Origin of the sequence: Serratia sp. N21D137 (assembly GCF_047530005.1) — a bacterium.
Taxonomy (GTDB): Bacteria; Pseudomonadota; Gammaproteobacteria; order Enterobacterales; family Enterobacteriaceae; genus Chania; species Chania fonticola_B.
Window position 1 is genome coordinate 114,155 of sequence record NZ_JBLJAJ010000005.1, and the last position, 19,179, is coordinate 133,333.

A 19,179-nucleotide genomic window follows, 5' to 3' on the forward strand; every position below is an offset into this window, starting at 1 on the left:
TTTTTGTTGGCCGATAAAATTCGGCCAACAAAAAAGCATCAGAAAAACGAATTTATTTCGTTAAAAATTTAATATTTTCGCCAAAGCTATTTTTTTACCCGAGTAAAACGCTCGGAAATAGATTTTAATTCACCTCAACAAAACAAAAATTTTACATTAAATAAACCTTTTTCCGCCTATTCAAACATCGCCACCGCTGACGCCATATCCTGACATACCCTTGATTTTCCATGACATAGTATCCACCCGGAACGATTCAGCTCACCAACACGTTGTTGCCATTAGTAAATTGTCACCTTACGTTACATGTGTGACCCCCTTAACAGAAAGTGTCAACAAGCCGCTGACACTCTCTTAAGTATGTTTACAGTACTGCAACCTTCCCGTAAAATGCCCGCACACATGAAACGACAATATAGAGCCTTGGTAATTGGGGTCGTTAGATGAGACTTAAGAAATACAATAAAAGTATTGGGATGTTAACCTTAATTGTCGCCACCGTTCTGCTAAGCGGTTGCGATATGGTGTTGATGGATCCCAAAGGAGCAATAGGTGTTGAGCAACGAAGACTGATCCTCACGGCAATCGGCTTGATGCTGATCGTTGTGGTGCCAGTGATCTTCATGGCATTTGCCTTTGCCTGGAAGTATCGTGCTTCCAACAAGAGCGCCAAGTACAGTCCGAATTGGTCACACTCCAACAAGATTGAAGCGGTCGTCTGGACCATTCCAATCATTATCATCGCCATCCTTGGCACCATAACCTGGAAAACAACCCACGCGCTGGATCCATTCAAGCCGATTGTCGCCGACAGAAAGCCAATGACCATCGAAGTGGTATCGTTAGACTGGAAATGGCTGTTCATCTACCCAGAACAGGGTATCGCGACCGTTAATGAGCTGGCTTTCCCGAAAGATGTTCCCGTCGAATTCAAAGTCACCTCTAACTCGGTAATGAATTCGTTCTTTATTCCACAGTTAGGTGGACAGATTTATGCGATGGCCGGGATGCAGACCAAACTGCACCTGATCGGCAACGAGTCTGGACAGTATAAAGGCATTTCCAGTGGTTACAGCGGTGCGGGTTTCTCCGGCATGAAATTTACTGCGATTGTTACTCCGACCGAAGGCGACTTCGATCAATGGGTTAACAAAGTGAAGGGGTCTCCTAATACCCTTGACACCACCAGCGACTTTAACAAACTGGCCGAGCCGAGTGAAAACAACCCGGTTGAGTACTTCTCCAGTGTCAAACCGAATTTGTTCAAAGAGACTATTGCCAAATTCATGGGTGATATGCACATGCACAAGGGCGCAGAAGCTTCGGCGCACAAGGGCATGGACATGAGCCAGGGTATGGACATGGGTGAACATGCTCACGCCGGAGCCGAGGAATAAACAGATGTTGGGAAAATTAACACTTGATGCGGTTCCGATTCATGAACCTATTGTCATGGTCACCGTTGCTGCCATTATCGTTGGTGGCTTGGCGCTGCTGGCGCTGATCACCTATCTCGGCAAATGGAAGTGGCTGTGGAGCGAATGGCTGACTTCTGTCGACCATAAAAAAATCGGTATCATGTACATCATCGTGGCTATGGTTATGCTGCTACGTGGTTTTGCTGATGCCATCATGATGCGTAGTCAGCAGGCGCTTGCGTCTGCCGGTGAGGCCGGATTCCTGCCGCCGCACCACTACGATCAGATCTTTACCGCGCACGGCGTTATCATGATCTTCTTCATGGCGATGCCTTTCGTGGTAGGTCTGATGAACGTGGTGGTGCCGTTGCAAATCGGTGCGCGCGACGTTGCCTTCCCGTTCCTGAACTCCCTGAGCTTCTGGTTCTTCGTGGTCGGCGTGGTCTTGATCAACATCTCTCTGGGTGTCGGTGAATTCGCACAAACCGGCTGGTTGGCCTATCCACCGTTGTCGGGTAAGGAATACAGCCCTGGCGTCGGGGTCGATTACTGGATCTGGAGTCTGCAGATTTCCGGTCTGGGTACCCTGTTGACCGGTGTGAACTTCTTCGCCACCATCCTGAAGATGCGTGCCCCTGGCATGCCGATGATGAAGATGCCTGTATTCACCTGGGCAGCACTGTGTACCAACGTGCTGATCATTGTCTCCTTCCCAATTCTGACCGTCACCATCGCGTTGCTGACCCTGGATCGCTATCTGGGTACCCATTTCTTTACCAATGATATGGGCGGCAACATGATGATGTACATCAACCTGATTTGGGCCTGGGGTCACCCAGAGGTGTATATCCTGGTCCTGCCAGTGTTCGGTGTGTTCTCTGAAGTCACCGCCACCTTCTCGAAGAAGCGCCTGTTCGGCTATACCTCACTGGTATGGGCAACCATTGCGATCACCGTCCTGTCGTTTATCGTTTGGCTGCACCACTTCTTTACCATGGGGTCCGGTGCCAACGTTAACGCCTTCTTCGGTATTGCCACGATGATCATTTCCATCCCGACCGGGGTGAAAATCTTCAACTGGTTGTTCACCATGTATCAGGGCCGTATTCAGTTCACTTCGCCAATGCTGTGGACCGTGGGCTTCATCATCACCTTCTCCATCGGTGGGATGACCGGCGTACTGCTGGCGGTACCGGGTGCCAACTTCGTGCTGCACAACAGCCTGTTCCTGATTGCCCACTTCCATAACGTGATTATCGGCGGTGTGGTGTTCGGTTGCTTCGCTGGCCTGACCTACTGGTTTCCAAAAGCCTTTGGCTTCCGTCTGAATGAGACCTGGGGTATCCGCGCATTCTGGTTCTGGATCATCGGTTTCTTCGTCGCCTTTATGCCGCTGTACGTATTGGGCTTTATGGGGATGACCCGTCGTATCAGTCAGAATATCGACCCTGAGTTCCACACGTTGCTGCTGGTTGCGGCTGGCGGTGCAGCGCTGATTGCCTGCGGTATCCTGTGCCAAGTGATCCAGGTTTACGTCAGTATCCGCGACCGCGAGCAGAATCGCGATCTGACCGGTGACCCGTGGGGTGCACGTACGCTGGAGTGGTCAACCTCTTCACCACCTCCGTTCTATAACTTCGCCGTAGTGCCGGAAATTCACGATCGTGATGCGTTCTGGGACATGAAAGAAAAAGGTGAAGCCTATAAGAAACCCGCGAAATACGAGCCGATTCATATGCCGAAGAATACCGGCGCCGGTGTGATTATTGCTGGCTTCAGCCTGGTATTTGGTTTCGCGATGATCTGGGATATCTGGTGGATGGCGATTGCTGGCTTCGTCGGCATGATCGTGACCTGGATCGTCAAGAGCTTCGATGAAGATGTTGATTACTATGTGCCGGTTGATGAGATCGAGCGCATTGAAAACCAACACTATGAACAAATCAGCAAAGCAGGCGTGAAACATGTCAACTGATACTCTGACCAACCATAGCGCAGCCCATGCCGAGCATGGGCACCACGATGCAGGAGAAACCAAGGTCTTCGGATTCTGGGTTTACCTGATGAGCGACTGTATTTTGTTTGCGAGCTTGTTCGCAACCTATGCAGTACTGGTGAACGGGACCGCTGGCGGTCCCACTGGGAAAGATATCTTCGACCTGAATTTTGTACTGGTTGAAACTTTCCTCCTGCTGTTCAGCTCCATCACCTACGGTATGGCGATGATCGGCATGAACAAGGGCAAGGTCAGCAGCGTTAACACCTGGCTGTTCCTGACCTTCCTGTTTGGCCTCGGCTTCGTGGCGATGGAGATCTATGAATTCCATCACCTGATCGCCGAAGGTTACGGCCCAGACCGCAGTGCGTTCCTCTCCAGCTTCTTTGCGCTGGTGGGGACTCACGGTCTGCACGTAACCACCGGCCTGATCTGGATCATCATCATGATGATTCAGGTGAGCAAGCGTGGCCTGAACCCAACCAATAAAACCCGTCTGATGTGTCTGAGCCTGTTCTGGCACTTCCTGGACGTGGTCTGGATCTGCGTATTTACCGTTGTCTACCTGCTGGGGGTAATGTAAATGAGCCATTCATCCCATGATACCTCTCACGGCGGCGCAAGCCACGGTAGCGTGAAGTCATATCTGACCGGCTTTATCCTGTCGGTCATCCTGACGGTAATTCCATTTGCGATGGTGATGAGCGGCAGCGCCTCTCACTCCACCATCCTGGCGGTCGTGGTCGGCATGGCGGTTATCCAGGTGATCGTTCACCTGGTTTACTTCCTGCATATGAACACCTCATCGGAAGAGCGCTGGAACCTGGTGGCATTGCTGTTCACCGTTATGATCATCGGTATCGTTGTTGTGGGTTCACTCTGGATTATGTACAACCTCAACATCAACATGATGGTCGATTAAGAGCAGAGCTGGACGTGATGATTAAGCAATACCTGCAAGTAACTAAACCAGGAATTATTTTCGGTAATTTAATTTCTGTCGTCGGGGGATTCCTGCTCGCTTCCAAAGGGAGCATCGACTATCCCCTGTTTCTCGCCACCCTGTTAGGGGTCTCGTTGGTGGTTGCCTCGGGCTGTGTATTTAACAACTACATTGACCGCGACATCGACAAGAAAATGGAGAGAACGAAGAACCGGGTGCTGGTAAAAGGCCTGATCGCGCCGAGTGTGAGCCTGGTTTACGCTACCTTGCTGGGTATTGCTGGTTTTGCACTGCTGTATATCGCAGCCAACCCGCTGGCCATGTGGCTGGCGGTGATGGGCTTTGTGGTTTATGTCGGCGTTTACAGCCTGTACATGAAACGCCACTCGGTATATGGCACGCTTATCGGCAGCCTGTCTGGGGCCGCGCCACCGGTTATTGGCTACTGCGCGGTCACTAACGAGTTTGACGCTGGTGCGTTGATCCTGCTGGCTATCTTTAGCCTGTGGCAGATGCCGCATTCTTATGCGATTGCCATCTTCCGCTTTAAAGATTACCAGGCAGCCAATATCCCGGTGCTGCCGGTGGTGAAAGGCATCTCCGTTGCCAAAAACCATATTACGCTCTACATCCTGGCGTTTATGATCGCCACGCTGATGCTGACCCTGGGCGGTTATGCTGGCTACAAATACCTGATCGTCGCAGCGGCGGTGAGCGTGTGGTGGCTGGGCATGGCGTTACGCGGCTACAAAGCGGAAAATGACAGCGTCTGGGCGCGCAAACTGTTTGTGTTCTCAATCGTGGCCATTACTTCACTTAGCGTAATGATGTCGATCGATTTCAGTGCCAGTGCTACACCAGAAACCCTGTTAACCTACGCTTGGTAAACAGCGGATGCCTGCGAATGGGCCGCTTAGCGGCCCATTTTATTTGTTTCAGAGAAAAGCACGCCAACTGTAATATCTGTTAAACAACATTCGATTTACCCCCCCCTGCCCTTCGCACTAGAATGACGCAACTTTGCCGAGGCTATTCCAACGGGCTAAGTCCCCCCTACTTAGCCCGTTGGAATAGGCTTTACTGAGGTCAAGATGAACGACAATATAATGACGCCCCAAGAACGCCGTGCGACCTGGGGCTTGGGAACCGTATTCTCACTGCGCATGCTTGGCATGTTTATGGTGTTACCGGTACTGACCACCTATGGGATGGCGCTGCACGGTGCCAGCGAGGCACTGATCGGCCTGGCTATCGGTATTTATGGCCTGGCGCAGGCGGTATTCCAGATCCCCTTCGGCCTGATTTCGGACCGCGTTGGCCGTAAGCCACTGATCGTCGGCGGGCTGCTGATCTTCGCCCTTGGCAGCGTGATCGCAGCCTTAAGCGACTCTATCTGGGGCATCATTCTTGGCCGTGCATTGCAGGGTTCCGGGGCGATAGCCGCTGCGGTAATGGCGCTGCTGTCGGATTTAACCCGCGAACAGAACCGTACCAAGGCGATGGCGTTTATCGGCATCAGCTTCGGTATCACCTTTGCTATCGCCATGGTGGTGGGCCCGATAGTGACCCATGCTTTCGGTTTGCATGCGCTGTTCTGGATGATTGCCGTGCTGTCACTGGCTGGTATCGCGATTACCTTACTGGTCGTCCCTTCTGCCGACGAACACGTGCTGAACCGGGAATCGAGCATCGTGCGGGGCAGTTTTAGCAAGGTGCTGAACAATTCGCGGCTGTTGAAACTCAACTTTGGCATCCTGTGCCTGCATATCTTGCTGATGTCCAGCTTCGTTGCCTTACCGTTGGCGATGGAAAAAGCTGGGCTGGCCGCTGCGGACCACTGGAAAGTCTATCTGGTCACCATGCTGGTTTCCTTCATTGCCGTAGTGCCGTTTATCATCTATGCGGAAAAATACCGCCGTATGAAGCAGGTCTTTATGGGCTGCGTGGCGGTACTGTTTTGCGCCGAGGTGGTGCTGTGGTTTTCTGGCCAGCATCTATGGGGCATCATTGCCGGAGTGCAGCTGTTCTTTATGGCGTTTAACGTCATGGAAGCCATCCTGCCTTCGCTGATCAGCAAAGAGTCCCCGGCGGGTTATAAAGGCACGGCGATGGGGGTTTACTCTACCAGCCAGTTTATTGGCGTGGCCATCGGCGGCAGCGTGGGCGGCTGGTTATATGGTTTTCAGGGAGCAGGGTTGGTCTTTATCGCCGGTGCGGTACTAGCCGCCGTCTGGTTTGTGGTCAGCAGCACCATGAAAGAGCCGCCTTACGTCAGCAGCCTGCGTATCACGTTGTCTGAACTGGCGGTAAAAGATTCGGCGTTGCAAAGCCGTTTGCTGGCTCAGCCGGGGGTAGCGGAAGCGGTCGTAGTTCCCGAGGAACGCAGCGCTTACGTGAAGGTAGATACCAAACAGACCAATCGCGGTCAGTTGGAAGCCCTGATCGCAGCGCTTTAAAACAATAGGGCCGGTTTACCGGCCCTGCACAACTTAATCGCGGAAGTTTTTAAACTGGAACGGCTGTCCCAGATCGGCACCACGGATCAGCGCCATCACGCTTTGCAGATCGTCGCGTGCCTTACCGGTAACGCGGATTTCATCACCCTGGATCTGCGCCTGTACCTTCAGCTTGCTGTCTTTGATCAGCTTGACGATCTTCTTCGCCATTGAGCTTTCGATCCCCTGCTTGAGCTTGGCATCCACGCTGTAGGTTTTGCCACTGTGGGTCAGTTCTTCCGGGATTTCCAGCGCACCGCCTTCAATGCTGCGTTTCATCAGTTTTTCGCGCAGGATATCGAGCAATTGCTGCACCTGGAAGTCAGACTCGCTGGCGACCTTAATGCTTTGGTCTTTCTCGTTCAGCTCAAAGCTTGCCGGTACGTTACGGAAATCCCAACGGGTGCTGAGATCGCGGGTAGCGTTATCAACGGCGTTGCGAACTTCCTGCATATCAATTTCGGAAACGATGTCGAAAGATGGCATACTTCTCTTCCTCCTGAATGGGTGCTGTATGATTTCGTTGCCGTGCATGATACCCGCTTTGCGGTTTCAGGCAAAATTCAGATATACGCCTGAACAAGACGTTCAACAACAGAAAAGCCTATAATCAAAAGGATGCATCAGTGGTCTTTCCGAAAACCAGGGAGATGAAATGAAAATAACCATTCTTGGTTGCGGCGCGCTCGGACAACTGTGGCTAGCCAAACTCTATCAGCAGGGCCACGATGTACAGGGATGGTTACGGGTGCCCCAGCCATTTTGTGCGGTCAACGTCATTGAACCCGACGGCACCTCGTTTAACCGTAATTTACCCACCAACGATCCTGAACACCTGCGGCAAAGTGAGTTGCTGCTGGTCACGCTGAAAGCCTGGCAGGTTTCCAGCGCGGTGACGGCATTGCTGCCCAAATTAAACCCTCGCTGTGCCATTTTGCTGCTGCATAACGGCATAGGGACTCAAGAGGAATTGCCACCGCACAGCCAGCCGGTGCTTCAGGGAATTACCACCCATGCCTCACGCCACGATGGTAACACCATTGTGCACGTCGCCAACGGCACCACCCACATCGGCCCAACGACCCAGCAAGCCACCCATCTCAGCCATCTGGCAGAGATCCTGCACCAGGCTCTGCCCGACGTTGCCTGGCATAACAATATTGCTTCTGCCAGTTGGCGCAAGCTGGCGGTCAACTGCGTCATTAACCCGCTAACCGTGCTGTATGACTGCCGTAATGGCGATCTGCAACGCTATCCTGAGCAGATAGAGCTTATCTGTCGTGAAGTGGCTAGCGTGATGGAGATGGAAGGTCACCACACCTCGTGCGAAAGCCTGGTGTTCTATGTGATGCAGGTGATCCAGTCAACGGCGGACAACATCTCCTCAATGCTCCAGGATATCCGTTCTCAAAGGCACACCGAGATCGACTACATTACCGGTTATTTGCTGCGTCGCGGACGCAGCCACGGCATTCCGCTGCCAGAAAATACCCGGCTGTTTGAAATCATTAAACGCAAGGAAAATAGCTATGAGCGCATCGGTATTGGTCTGCCTGGCACCTGGTAGTGAAGAAACCGAGGCCGTAACCACCATCGACCTGCTGGTTCGCGCCGGTGTCAAAGTAACGACCGCCAGCGTTGCCAGTGATGGTGGCCTGACCATCGTCTGCTCACGCGGCGTCAAGCTGCTGGCAGACGCCCCCTTGGTGGCAATTGTTGATGACCACTTTGACGCCATCGTCTTACCTGGCGGTATCAAGGGAGCAGAGTGTTTTCGCGATAGCCCGTTGCTGGTGGAAAAAGTTCGCCAGATGCATCTGCAAGGCAATATTGTCGCCGCCATCTGTGCGGCACCGGCCTTGGTATTGCAGCATCACCAACTGTTCCCGATCGGCAATATGACCGGCTTCCCTGGCCTGAAAGAGCAAATCCCGGAAGAGCAGTGGATGGAAAGACGCGTCGTGTTCGACCCACGCGTCAACCTGCTCACCAGTCAAGGGCCAGGCACCTCGATGGAGTTTGCCCTGAAACTGATCGATTTGCTGTTGGGTAAGGCCAAAGCGGCTGAGATAGCGGCACAGCTGGTACTGATCCCCGGCATGTACGACTTCCGCGATTGAAGCAATATTGGCAGGCCGGCTGGCCTGCCAAGCCAATGGCTTATTCGCTGATGGTAAAGGTCAGCGTTGAAAGCAACACGGATTCATCACATTTCGCCTTATCCACATAAGGCAGTTTATGTTCGGTTTCGACTACCCAATATCCTGCCTTCAGCGGGTAAACGTTGACTTTGCCCTTGCCGTCGGTCTGATTCAAAAAGGCTTTGGCATGACTATGCGTATGCCCGTGGTGCTCGTGTTGGTCGCCAAATCCGGCAAACGTCGCCGTCACATCGGCATTCTTTAGCGGTTTCCCGTCATACAATACCTGTATTGGCAACGGCTGCCCTGGCTTGATGGTGGCCGGGTTGGCTAACGGGATAATCTCCAGCTGCAACCCCTGCGGCTGGCTGATGACTGCGGTCTCTGTCGCCCCATCGATGTTCACAATGGTTTTGCCAAACATGGAAGCCCGCTCGCAATAAAGCGCGTCTGGCATTTCCGTTCTGCTCTGCTGTTGCCATCCCGATTTATTTTTCGACCAATAGGTGGGGTTATAGATAGCGATAGCGGCATAGCTGCCCTTGGCTAACGGTTTTTCCGTCACGAACTGGTAATTCTCTTTACCAGGCTTCAGCATCAGATCCCCATTCTTCCCGATCAGCTGCGCCGGTGCGAAAATGTGCAGGCGATCTTCAGGGATCGCTTCTGCGGTAGGGAACTCATCTCCATAACCAAGCTCTATCGTGCTCTGCCCGCCCGCAGCGGGTAACGCATTAACCCATAACGAATGGGCCTGCGAATGGCTGACAAACCAAAAAGGCAGTATCGCCACCAACTTTTTCAACTGCATTAACCTGCTCCTTTCCCAATCCACACAAAAGATATGTTATAACATAACAACAAATAAACCAAAGTAAGCCACTATGTCAAAGTTATTCGAGGGGAAAGAGAAAAAAAGAGGATCAAGCAGAGGAAGTGGTCAAGGATAGCAACACCAGAGAAACGGCATTGCTACCCTGCAACGCAGATTACGGGCGGTAGACTTTAACGTTAGCGTAGCCCTGCTCCAGCAGGTACAGCGCTTGCAAACGGCTCATTACGCCACGCTCACAGTACAGCAGATAGGTTTTGCTCTGATCGAGATCGGCAAACTGCGTGCCTAACTTGTAGAACGGCAGCTGTTTGACTTCCACCTGCGCCAATTGCAGCGGCTTCTCTTCCTGCTCGTCCACCGAGCGGATATCCAGGATCACTTCGTTAGCGCTGAATTCAGCCACGGTTTCTACTTCGGCGACCTGCTGACTGGTTTCTTCTGCGATAGTGCGGATATCGACGTTACGCGCTTCGCGCACCACGCGATTGAGGATCTCGAAGTCAAAGTGCCCTTCTTCCTCTTCAATCCTGGTTTTGATTGCCTTGACCGTCGGGCTTTTTGAGATCACACCACAATATTCCGGCATGGTCTTGGCAAAGTCTTCAGTGCCGATTTCACGCGCCACGTTGATGATGTGCTCTTTATCATGCGAGATCAGCGGGCGCAGGATCAGGGTATCGGAGGCGTTATCGATCAGACGCAGGTTGGTCAGAGTCTGGCTGGAAACCTGGCCCAGCGCTTCGCCGGTCACCAAAGCCTGCACATCATAACGTTCAGCAACCTGGGAAGCGGCACGTACCATCATGCGTTTGAGCACCACACCCATTTGACCATCGTCGACCTTTTCCAGGATCTCACCGACCACCGGTTCGAAATCGATCGCCACAAAGCGCACCTTGTGTGAGCTGCCGAAGCGGTTCCACAGATAGTAGGCAACCTGCTTGACGCCAATTTCGTGCGCCGCGCCACCCAGATTAAAGAAGCAATAATGTACACGGCAGCCACGGCGCATCAGCATATAACTGGAAACACCAGAGTCAAAACCGCCGGAAATCAGTGACAGCACATCTTCCTGAGTGCCAATCGGGTAGCCGCCAATGCCTTCGCGGCGCGCCTTGACCAACATCAGCTTGTCGTCATCGATCTCCAGATTTACCGTCACCTGAGGGCGAGAAAGTTTGACGCGCGCGCTTTCAATATGCTGGTTCAAACCGCCACCAACGTAACGCTCTACATCCTGCGAGCTGAACTCATGCTTGCCGCGGCGTTTCACCCGCACGCAGAAGGTCTTGCCTTCCAGTTGCTCGCGGTAGGTTTCCAGCGTCTGCTCAAAGATGTGGTGGACATCGGTATAGGCGCGATCTTCCACTTCCAGGATATGGTGAATGCCGGGAATACGCGTCAGGGCATCGGCAATCACCGGGCGCTGATCTTCGTTTTTGGCACGCACCTCGATAAAATCCCAGTGACGGACAACCGCCAGAGTTTCATCATACTGCTTCAGGACGTTACGGATGTTGGTAGTCAGGATCTTAATGAAGCGCAAGCGCACAGATTGACTCTTGATGGTGATTTCCGGGAACAATTTAATGATAAACTTCATGGCGGTCTTTATAGTCTGATGAAAATTAGGCAATACCTCTGCCCTATGGGTTTCAGCGGCCGTGGTTAGCTGCCACTGCAAGGCTATTAGGTATACAATGGCGATAAGATTGATAAAATCGCGGGCTGGCCGAGCTTTTATCAATCTTATCTGGGCGCGAAGTATATCACTATCTGCATGCGCGCCGTGCACAAAACCACATAGACGTGCCATGATTTGCTAATCAAGATCCGCTAGGATAGGCTCGGGCCCCACTGTTCACATGATGATGTAAAAAGAAAACTATGGCGAAAAAACCTGCACAATCAGACAGTAAAGAGCAAAGCATCAGCTTTGAGAATTCTCTGAGCGAACTCGAGAGTATCGTAACCCGGCTGGAATCTGGGGAGTTGCCTCTGGAAGATGCGCTTAATGAGTTTGAGCGTGGCGTCCAATTGGCTCGCCAGGGCCAACAGAAGCTGCAACAGGCGGAGCAGCGAGTACAGATCCTGCTCAACGACCAGAACGACGATGCCGCACTGACCCCTTTTACCCCGGACGCTGAGTAATTACGATGTCTGAGTTCCACGATCAGTTACAGGCCTTCCATCAGCGCAGCGATCGCGCACTGCTTGGCTATATCGCTCCGCTGCCGTTCAATGATGGCAAAATGGTTGAGGCGATGCGTCACGGCGCCTTACTGGGCGGTAAACGACTACGGCCTTTCCTGGTTTACGCCACCGGGCAAATGTTTGGCCTGAGCCTGGAGAATCTGGATGCCCCAGCGGCGGCGGTGGAATGCATCCATGCCTATTCGCTGATCCATGACGATCTGCCAGCGATGGATGACGACGATCTGCGCCGCGGCCAACCAACCTGCCATATCAAATTTGGGGAAGCTAACGCGATTCTGGCGGGCGATGCCCTGCAAACGCTGGCTTTCTCGATCCTGGCTGACGCCGACATGCCCGATGTAACCCTGCGCGATCGGCTGGCGATGATTTCCGAACTGGCCAAAGCCAGCGGCGTTGCCGGTATGTGCGGTGGCCAGTCGCTGGATCTGGAAGCCGAAGGTAAGCAGATCGATCTACAGGCACTAGAACAGATCCACCGCCATAAAACCGGCGCGCTGATCCGTGCCGCGGTTCGCTTGGGGGCTTTGGCCGCCGGTGAGCCGGGCCGTGCTGCACTCCCTGAACTTGACCGTTACGCGGCCGCCATAGGGCTGGCGTTTCAGGTGCAGGACGATATTCTCGACGTCGTGGGCGAAACCGAAAAAATCGGTAAGCGCCAAGGCTCCGACCAACAGCTTGGCAAGAGTACCTACCCTGCACTACTTGGGCTTGACAGCGCCAAGTTAAAAGCGTGGGATCTCTATCAGGAAGCCTTGGCCGCATTAGACTCGTTGGCCACACAATCTTATAACACCGCACCGTTACGTGCATTGGCCAACTTCATTATTGAACGCGACAATTAACTCCTCTGATATGAGTACTGAATGAGTCTTGATATAGCCAAATACCCGACCTTGGCCTTAGCGGAAAATCCTGAAGAGCTCCGCTCATTGCCAAAAGAAAGCCTGCCGAAGTTGTGTGATGAACTGCGGCAATATCTGCTGGACAGCGTCAGCCGCTCCAGTGGCCACTTTGCGTCTGGGCTGGGTACCGTCGAGCTGACGGTGGCACTGCATTACGTCTACAACACTCCTTTCGATCACCTGGTTTGGGACGTTGGCCATCAGGCTTACCCACACAAGATCCTGACCGGTCGGCGTGACCGCATCTCGACCATCCGCCAGAAAAACGGCCTGCACCCTTTCCCGTGGCGCGCCGAAAGTGAATATGACGTGTTGTCCGTTGGCCACTCTTCAACCTCGATCAGCGCGGGTCTTGGTATGGCCGTGGCCGCCGTGCGTGAGGGCAAAAACCGCCGTACCGTCTGCGTGATAGGCGACGGTGCCATCACCGCAGGCATGGCGTTCGAAGCCATGAACCACGCTGGCGACATCACCCCGGATATGCTGGTGGTGCTGAACGATAATGAAATGTCGATCTCCGAAAACGTCGGAGCGTTGAATAATCATCTGGCGCAGCTGCTGTCTGGCAAGCTCTACTCCACGCTACGCGAAGGCGGCAAGAAGGTACTCTCCGGCGTACCGCCGATCAAAGAACTGCTCAAGCGTACCGAAGAACACCTCAAAGGCATGGTGGTCCCCGGCACGCTGTTTGAAGAGCTGGGCTTTAACTACATTGGCCCGGTAGACGGGCATGACGTGCAGGGATTGGCCGCTACGCTAAAAAACATGCGTGACCTGAAAGGCCCGCAGTTACTGCATATCATGACCAAGAAAGGCCGTGGCTATGCTCCGGCAGAAAAGGATCCGATCAGCTTCCACGCGGTGCCAAAATTCGATCCGGCCAGCGGCACCCTGCCAAAAAGCGCTGGCGGCCTGCCAACCTATTCCAAGATCTTTGGTGAATGGCTGTGTGAAACGGCGGCCAAAGACAGCCAACTGATGGCGATCACGCCAGCCATGCGCGAAGGTTCCGGCATGGTGCAGTTCTCTCGTGACTATCCGCAGCAATATTTCGACGTGGCGATCGCCGAGCAGCATGCGGTGACTTTCGCCGCCGGATTGGCGATCGGCGGTTACAAGCCGGTGGTGGCGATTTACTCTACCTTCCTGCAGCGCGCCTACGATCAGGTGATCCACGACGTAGCGATCCAGGAGCTGCCGGTGATGTTTGCCATCGACCGCGGTGGGATTGTCGGTGCAGATGGCCAGACCCACCAGGGCGCCTTTGATCTTTCGTTCCTGCGCTGCATCCCTAACATGGTGATCATGACGCCAAGTGATGAAAACGAATGCCGCCAGATGCTGTACACCGGTTATCACCATAACACGGGCCCAAGTGCGGTACGCTACCCACGGGGCAACGGTACGGGTGTAACGCTGGAACCTCTGGCCCCATTGCCGCTCGGTAAGGGCATCGTGCGTCGCGAAGGGGAAAAGATTGCCATCCTCAACTTTGGTACCCTGTTGGCGGAAGCCGCTCAGGTCGCCGAAGCGATGAACGCTACGCTGGTAGACATGCGTTTTGTCAAACCACTGGACGAACAGCTGGTGCTGGAAATGGCCGCCAGCCACGAAGTGTTGGTGACGCTGGAAGAGAACGCCATTATGGGCGGCGCTGGCAGCGGGGTTAACGAACTGCTGATGGCCAAACGTCGTGTCGTGCCCGTACTGAATATTGGCCTGCCGGATGAATTTATCCCACAGGGCGGCCAGGAAGAGATCCGCAGCGATCTGGGCCTGGATGCGGCCGGTATTCAGCGCCAGATCGAAACCTGGTTGGCATGATTTAACCAAAAGGGCGTCCCACTGGGCGCCCTTATCAATCCCACCCTTCAACGCCACGCCCATCATTTCTGCATCATTTTCCGCTACAGTTATTTTTTGAACGGTACACAGGAGAGAGGCATGAAATATCTAAAGTTAGGTAACACCGATCTCAACATTTCCCGCATCTGTTTGGGTTGTATGACCTATGGAGAACCCTCACGTGGCAACCACGCCTGGACGCTGCCAGAGGAAAGCAGCCGCCCGTTGATCAAGCAGGCGCTGGATGCGGGCATCAACTTCTTTGATACCTCCAACAACTATTCCGATGGTAGCAGCGAGGAGATCGTTGGCCGGGCAATGCGCGACTTTGCTCGCCGCGACGAGGTGGTGATTGCCACCAAAGTCTATAACGCCATGAGCAACCTGGAGCGCGGCCTGTCACGCCCCAAGATCATGCAGTCGATCGACGACAGCCTGCGGCGTTTGGGTACCGACTACGTCGATTTACTGCAAATCCACCGTTGGGACTATGAAACCCCGATCGAAGAAACGCTGGAAGCCCTGCATGACGTAGTAAAAGCGGGTAAAGCACGCTATATCGGGGCCTCTTCGATGTACGCCTGGCAGTTTGCCAAGGCGCTGTACACCGCCGATCTGCACGGCTGGACACGTTTTGTCAGCATGCAGGATCAGTACAACCTGATCCAACGGGAAGAAGAGCGCGAAATGCACCCGCTATGCGCCGCCGAAGGGATTGCCGTACTTCCCTGGAGCCCGCTGGCTCGTGGCAGACTCACACGCCCCTGGGGCGAAACTACAGCGCGTCTGGTCAGCGACCTATATGGCAAAACCTTGTATGACGCTACCGAAGGGGTTGATGCCCTGATTGCCGAGCGCGTAGCCACTATTGCTGAAGAGCGCAGCGTTTCGCGAGCGCAAATCGCCCTGGCATGGCTGCTGAGTAAACCAGTGGTTACCGCGCCGATTATTGGTGCCTCACGCAGCGAACACTTGGTCGATGCCTTAGCCGCCGTTGATCTGGAGCTAACATCGCAAGAGATTGCAGAGTTAGAAACGGCCTATGTGCCGCATCATGTGGTCGGCTTTGAATAGCAGCAGAGGCGTAAACCAAAATGCAAAAACCCGACTGGTGAGGTCGGGTTTTTGCGTTTCGGCCGATACTCTGACCAGGGTAGAACTATCCCTAACTAACAGTCTCAGTATGAGACCAAAGAGACTCATACCGCAATACTAATGGCTATTGAGCGGCACCGAAGTGATCGTAACCACTCCAAGGCAGTTCAACCTCTTGCTGATCGCGGTAGAACTTCATCCCTTCAGACTGCGGGCCGATCTGGCCAATACAGGTGTAATCCGCACCTAAATGGCTTAATGCCACTTCCAGCGCACCCCGATTGATCTCTGGCACGGTGAAGCACAGTTCATAATCTTCACCGCCGGTCAGCGCCCAGCGCAACGCCTGATCTTCATCGGTATTGCTGGTCAGCGTCTGCGACAGCGGCAACTCATCCAACTCGATACGGGCACCGCACTCAGAGGCGTTCAGCACGTGTCTCAGATCGGAAATCAGACCGTCGGAGATATCGATCGCCGAGCTGGCCAAATCACGCAGCGCCTGGCCTTGCAGCACACGCGGATGCGGGCGCAGATGGCGCGCCAACAGATATTGTTGAGCAGCCCGATCGCTCACTTGCAAACGATCCTGCAGGATTGCCAGCCCGGCGGCGCTGTCGCCCAGCGTACCGGTCACGTAAATCCAGTCGCCAATACGCGCGCCGCTGCGGGTTAGCGCCCGCCCGACCGGGATATGGCCGTGGATCGTCAACGTCATGCTCAGCGGGCCACGGGTAGTGTCGCCGCCAATCAGTTGCATGCCGTAGTAATTCATCTGTTCGAACAGGCTATCGCTGAACGCCTTGAGCCACTCTTCGTTCACTTCCGGCAACGTCAACGCCAGCGATAGCCACGCGGGATCGGCGCCCATTGCTGCCAGGTCACTCAGGTTAACCGCCAGGGCTTTATAACCGAGATCGGCGGGATCGATATCCGCCAGGAAGTGAATACCCGAAACCAGGGTATCGGTACTGATGGCTAAAAGCTGTTTTTCCGGCACTGTAAGCAGTGCGCAGTCATCGCCGATGCCGAGCTGTACGTCGCGACGCACACTTTTGAACCGGTCAAAATAGCGGGCAATGAGATCAAATTCGCCACATGCCATAATTCGTCTTCCAAAGAAGTAAGGCCGGTTTCCCGGCCTTATATTTTATTTTTTCCTACGGATGCTGGGGGCTGCTTTATCCAGCACGCCATTGACAAACTTGTGGCTATCTTCTGCGCCGAAGGTTTTCGCAAGTTCGATCGCTTCGTTGATGGCCACTTTGTAAGGGACGTCTTCACGCATTTTCAGCTCGAACAGCGCAATGCGCAGTACGGCTCTTTCCACCTGGCCCAATTCTTCGAGCTGGCGCGACAGGAAGGGGGCCATCAGGCCATCCAGCATACCTGCGTTGACTGCCACACCGGACAGCAGCTCACGAAAATAGGCGACGTCAACATCTTTGACATCCTGCTCCGTCAGGAACTGGTGTTCAACATCGGCAATGTCATTTTTAGACAACTGCCAAGAGTAAATCGCTTGAACAGCGCACTCACGAGCGCGACGACGAGCAGCAGGTTTCACGGAATTCCCCTTAAACTAAATTCAGGCTTTAATAGCTTTGATTACATTAATCATTTCAAGTGCGGTCAGGGCGGCTTCTGCGCCTTTGTTGCCCGCTTTGGTGCCGGCACGCTCGATCGCTTGTTCGATGCTTTCGGTGGTCAACACGCCAAAGGCAACCGGGATCTCGGTATTCATAGAGACTTGGCCCAGACCGGAGCTGGCTTCGCCCGCCACATATTCGAAGTGCGCGGTGCCCCCACGGATCACCGTACCCAGAGCAATCACCGCATCATATTTGCCGGTGTTAGCCAGCACGCGTGCGGTTAATGGCAGCTCGTAAGCGCCTGGGACCCAAACAACGGTGATGTTGTCATCAGCAACCTGGCCGATACGCTTCAGTGCATCAATGGCACCTTGCAATAGGCTGTCGTTGATGAAATTGTTAAAACGTGCAATTGCGATCGCCACACGGGCATTTGGAGTAGCAACAACACCTTCGATAACTTTCATGGGCTTTCCTTAAAAATGGGTTCAATACCCCGCAGGGGGGCGGATTCTATCATATTCTTTGCCCGCCTGCGCGGCGCTTTTGTAAAACGCGGCTGCACCGGCAGGTAAAGGTTATATTCTCTATTTGGCGGTTAAGCGCAGGCGCAGATCGGGGCCAATCTGGCGCACCTCGCTAAAGACAAACTCCGGCGCATCGGCCAACTGCGTCAAACCCGGCAGTTGGCACAGCCCGCGGGCATTATCCCCCAATAATTTGGGCGCGATGTACACAATGAGCTCATCCACCAGCCCGGCCTGCAGCAGCGCACCGGCAAGCTGTGCGCCCGCCTCGACCCAGATGCTGTTCACCTGGCGTTTGGCCAATTGCATCATCATCACCACCAGATCGATACCGCCGCCGTGCAGTGGGAAGGTTAATTGCTCCACGCCCGCAGGCCAAACCCGATCGTCTGGCTGCTGGCGTGCCAACCAGGTCATCCCCGGTTGCTGCACGACCCGGTGCTGCGGCGTAACCCGATTCTGGCTGTCTAGAATAATCCGCAGCGGCTGACGTAGGTTGTCACGCGGGTAAATCTGCTGGGTTTCACTGCTCAGTTCATCCCAGCGCACCGTCAGCGCGGGATCGTCGGCCAACACGGTCGCGCTGGTGCCGAGGATCGCCGAACTGGCCGCCCGCAGCTCCTGTACATCCCGCCGGGCCTGTGGTGAGGTGATCCATTGGCTTTCACCCGAGGCCATCGCCGTGCGGCCATCCAGTGAAGCGCCCAGCTTGAGCTGTACATAGGGAAACCCGGTGCGCATACGCTTGAGGAACCCCAGATTGACCGCTTCCGCCTCTGCCAGCATTACGCCGTGGCGCACTTCGATACCCGCCTGTTGCAGCTTGTATAGCCCACGCCCGGCAACCTGCGGGTTGGGATCTTGCATGGCGGCAACCACGCGGCTGACTCCCGCGGCAATCAAAGCATCTGCACAAGGTGGCGTACGGCCATGGTGGCTACAAGGTTCCAGCGTGACATAGGCCGTGGCCCCCCGCGCCTTTTCCCCCGCCATGCGCAAAGCGTGCACTTCCGCATGCGGCTCACCGGCCCGCAAATGGAAACCTTCACCCACAATGCTGCCATCGCGCACGATCACGCAGCCCACGTTCGGGTTCGGCGTGGTGGTAAAACGCCCCAGGCGCGCCAGCTCAAAGGCGCGCGCCATATAGAATTCGTCGTTTTGCATGCGGAT

General features: G+C 54.2%; 19 protein-coding genes. 12 read left to right on the top strand and 7 right to left on the bottom strand.

Annotated features, from left to right (window positions below; all coding sequences use genetic code 11):
- Window positions 1-443: 443 nt before the first annotated feature.
- The 6 genes from cyoA (at window position 444) to ACMV5H_RS06190 (ending at window position 6,813) form a co-directional block, all read left to right on the top strand.
- A complete protein-coding gene (gene cyoA, locus ACMV5H_RS06165) occupies window positions 444-1,397 on the top strand; it encodes a cytochrome o ubiquinol oxidase subunit II (protein WP_414821600.1) in 954 nt (317 codons plus the stop codon).
- A gap of 4 nt (window positions 1,398-1,401) precedes the next feature.
- Complete coding sequence (gene cyoB / locus ACMV5H_RS06170; RefSeq protein WP_115158614.1) at window positions 1,402-3,393, top strand: cytochrome o ubiquinol oxidase subunit I; 1,992 nt, start codon at window positions 1,402-1,404, stop codon at window positions 3,391-3,393.
- On the top strand, window positions 3,383-3,997 hold the full coding sequence (locus ACMV5H_RS06175; RefSeq protein ID WP_071683015.1) for a cytochrome o ubiquinol oxidase subunit III: 615 nt from the start codon (window positions 3,383-3,385) through the stop codon (window positions 3,995-3,997). The genes cyoB and ACMV5H_RS06175 overlap by 11 nt, the downstream gene beginning before the upstream one ends.
- Window positions 3,998-4,336 carry a cytochrome o ubiquinol oxidase subunit IV gene (locus ACMV5H_RS06180; protein ID WP_021180176.1) on the top strand — a complete coding sequence of 113 codons (339 nt, stop codon included), beginning with the start codon at window positions 3,998-4,000 and terminating at the stop codon, window positions 4,334-4,336.
- Window positions 4,337-4,353: 17 nt separating this feature from the next.
- Window positions 4,354-5,244, top strand: coding sequence for a heme o synthase (cyoE, locus tag ACMV5H_RS06185; RefSeq protein ID WP_021180177.1), 891 nt, complete (start codon window positions 4,354-4,356; stop codon window positions 5,242-5,244).
- 204 nt (window positions 5,245-5,448) lie between these two features.
- Window positions 5,449-6,813, top strand: a complete 1,365-nt coding sequence (locus ACMV5H_RS06190; protein ID WP_024483938.1) for an MFS transporter — start codon at window positions 5,449-5,451, stop codon at window positions 6,811-6,813.
- Between the two features lie 33 nt (window positions 6,814-6,846).
- Here the strand turns inward: ACMV5H_RS06190 and ACMV5H_RS06195 are convergent, their stop codons facing one another.
- Window positions 6,847-7,338, bottom strand: coding sequence for a YajQ family cyclic di-GMP-binding protein (locus ACMV5H_RS06195; RefSeq protein ID WP_021180179.1), 492 nt, complete (start codon window positions 7,336-7,338; stop codon window positions 6,847-6,849).
- Window positions 7,339-7,507: 169 nt separating this feature from the next.
- On the opposite strand from ACMV5H_RS06195, the gene panE reads away from it, so the two are divergent.
- Window positions 7,508-8,419, top strand: coding sequence for a 2-dehydropantoate 2-reductase (gene panE, locus ACMV5H_RS06200; protein WP_414821601.1), 912 nt, complete (start codon window positions 7,508-7,510; stop codon window positions 8,417-8,419).
- Window positions 8,382-8,972: a protein deglycase YajL gene (gene yajL / locus ACMV5H_RS06205; protein WP_021180181.1), complete on the top strand. Its 591-nt coding sequence runs from the start codon at window positions 8,382-8,384 to the stop codon at window positions 8,970-8,972. Before panE ends, yajL begins: the two co-directional genes overlap by 38 nt.
- A gap of 40 nt (window positions 8,973-9,012) precedes the next feature.
- On the opposite strand, the gene ACMV5H_RS06210 is transcribed toward yajL, so the two are convergent.
- Together ACMV5H_RS06210 and thiI are read right to left on the bottom strand one after the other, a co-directional pair.
- Window positions 9,013-9,804, bottom strand: coding sequence for a DUF4198 domain-containing protein (locus tag ACMV5H_RS06210; protein ID WP_414821602.1), 792 nt, complete (start codon window positions 9,802-9,804; stop codon window positions 9,013-9,015).
- 178 nt (window positions 9,805-9,982) lie between these two features.
- Window positions 9,983-11,431, bottom strand: coding sequence for a tRNA uracil 4-sulfurtransferase ThiI (gene thiI / locus ACMV5H_RS06215; RefSeq protein WP_414821603.1), 1,449 nt, complete (start codon window positions 11,429-11,431; stop codon window positions 9,983-9,985).
- Between the two features lie 284 nt (window positions 11,432-11,715).
- On the opposite strand from thiI, the gene xseB reads away from it, so the two are divergent.
- The 4 genes from xseB (at window position 11,716) to ACMV5H_RS06235 (ending at window position 15,866) form a co-directional block, all read left to right on the top strand.
- On the top strand, window positions 11,716-11,979 hold the full coding sequence (gene xseB / locus ACMV5H_RS06220; protein WP_024483932.1) for an exodeoxyribonuclease VII small subunit: 264 nt from the start codon (window positions 11,716-11,718) through the stop codon (window positions 11,977-11,979).
- Window positions 11,980-11,984: 5 nt separating this feature from the next.
- Window positions 11,985-12,887, top strand: coding sequence for a (2E,6E)-farnesyl diphosphate synthase (gene ispA, locus ACMV5H_RS06225; protein WP_115158613.1), 903 nt, complete (start codon window positions 11,985-11,987; stop codon window positions 12,885-12,887).
- A gap of 21 nt (window positions 12,888-12,908) precedes the next feature.
- Entirely contained in the window at window positions 12,909-14,771 is a 1,863-nt protein-coding gene (gene dxs, locus ACMV5H_RS06230; protein WP_115158612.1) for a 1-deoxy-D-xylulose-5-phosphate synthase, read from the top strand.
- Between the two features lie 120 nt (window positions 14,772-14,891).
- Complete coding sequence (locus ACMV5H_RS06235; protein WP_094981202.1) at window positions 14,892-15,866, top strand: aldo/keto reductase; 975 nt, start codon at window positions 14,892-14,894, stop codon at window positions 15,864-15,866.
- Window positions 15,867-16,011: 145 nt separating this feature from the next.
- On the opposite strand, the gene thiL is transcribed toward ACMV5H_RS06235, so the two are convergent.
- The 4 genes from thiL to ribD form a co-directional block, all read right to left on the bottom strand.
- Entirely contained in the window at window positions 16,012-16,992 is a 981-nt protein-coding gene (gene thiL, locus ACMV5H_RS06240) for a thiamine-phosphate kinase (protein WP_021805494.1), read from the bottom strand.
- A gap of 45 nt (window positions 16,993-17,037) precedes the next feature.
- Window positions 17,038-17,454, bottom strand: coding sequence for a transcription antitermination factor NusB (gene nusB, locus ACMV5H_RS06245; RefSeq protein ID WP_021180188.1), 417 nt, complete (start codon window positions 17,452-17,454; stop codon window positions 17,038-17,040).
- A gap of 21 nt (window positions 17,455-17,475) precedes the next feature.
- The gene (gene ribE / locus ACMV5H_RS06250; RefSeq protein WP_021805495.1) at window positions 17,476-17,946 is read right to left on the bottom strand and encodes a 6,7-dimethyl-8-ribityllumazine synthase; all 471 of its coding nucleotides are present in this window, start codon (window positions 17,944-17,946) and stop codon (window positions 17,476-17,478) included.
- A 120-nt stretch (window positions 17,947-18,066) separates the two neighbouring features.
- Window positions 18,067-19,173 (bottom strand): bifunctional diaminohydroxyphosphoribosylaminopyrimidine deaminase/5-amino-6-(5-phosphoribosylamino)uracil reductase RibD, encoded by a 1,107-nt coding sequence (ribD, locus tag ACMV5H_RS06255; protein WP_115158611.1) that lies wholly within the window; start codon window positions 19,171-19,173, stop codon window positions 18,067-18,069.
- Between the last annotated feature and the right edge of the window lie 6 nt (window positions 19,174-19,179).

Excerpts from the sequence above, each read along its gene's own strand:
- cyoA (WP_414821600.1), top strand. The coding sequence starts at position 444 with ATGAGACTTAAGAAATACAATAAAAGTATTGGGATGTTAACCTTAATT.
- cyoB (WP_115158614.1), top strand. The coding sequence starts at position 1,402 with ATGTTGGGAAAATTAACACTTGATGCGGTTCCGATTCATGAACCTATT.
- ACMV5H_RS06175 (WP_071683015.1), top strand. The coding sequence starts at position 3,383 with ATGTCAACTGATACTCTGACCAACCATAGCGCAGCCCATGCCGAGCAT.
- ACMV5H_RS06180 (WP_021180176.1), top strand. The coding sequence starts at position 3,998 with ATGAGCCATTCATCCCATGATACCTCTCACGGCGGCGCAAGCCACGGT.
- cyoE (WP_021180177.1), top strand. The coding sequence starts at position 4,354 with ATGATTAAGCAATACCTGCAAGTAACTAAACCAGGAATTATTTTCGGT.
- ACMV5H_RS06190 (WP_024483938.1), top strand. The coding sequence starts at position 5,449 with ATGAACGACAATATAATGACGCCCCAAGAACGCCGTGCGACCTGGGGC.
- ACMV5H_RS06195 (WP_021180179.1), bottom strand. The coding sequence starts at position 7,338 with ATGCCATCTTTCGACATCGTTTCCGAAATTGATATGCAGGAAGTTCGC.
- panE (WP_414821601.1), top strand. The coding sequence starts at position 7,508 with ATGAAAATAACCATTCTTGGTTGCGGCGCGCTCGGACAACTGTGGCTA.
- yajL (WP_021180181.1), top strand. The coding sequence starts at position 8,382 with ATGAGCGCATCGGTATTGGTCTGCCTGGCACCTGGTAGTGAAGAAACC.
- ACMV5H_RS06210 (WP_414821602.1), bottom strand. The coding sequence starts at position 9,804 with ATGCAGTTGAAAAAGTTGGTGGCGATACTGCCTTTTTGGTTTGTCAGC.
- thiI (WP_414821603.1), bottom strand. The coding sequence starts at position 11,431 with ATGAAGTTTATCATTAAATTGTTCCCGGAAATCACCATCAAGAGTCAA.
- xseB (WP_024483932.1), top strand. The coding sequence starts at position 11,716 with ATGGCGAAAAAACCTGCACAATCAGACAGTAAAGAGCAAAGCATCAGC.
- ispA (WP_115158613.1), top strand. The coding sequence starts at position 11,985 with ATGTCTGAGTTCCACGATCAGTTACAGGCCTTCCATCAGCGCAGCGAT.
- dxs (WP_115158612.1), top strand. The coding sequence starts at position 12,909 with ATGAGTCTTGATATAGCCAAATACCCGACCTTGGCCTTAGCGGAAAAT.
- ACMV5H_RS06235 (WP_094981202.1), top strand. The coding sequence starts at position 14,892 with ATGAAATATCTAAAGTTAGGTAACACCGATCTCAACATTTCCCGCATC.
- thiL (WP_021805494.1), bottom strand. The coding sequence starts at position 16,992 with ATGGCATGTGGCGAATTTGATCTCATTGCCCGCTATTTTGACCGGTTC.
- ribE (WP_021805495.1), bottom strand. The coding sequence starts at position 17,946 with ATGAAAGTTATCGAAGGTGTTGTTGCTACTCCAAATGCCCGTGTGGCG.
- ribD (WP_115158611.1), bottom strand. The coding sequence starts at position 19,173 with ATGCAAAACGACGAATTCTATATGGCGCGCGCCTTTGAGCTGGCGCGC.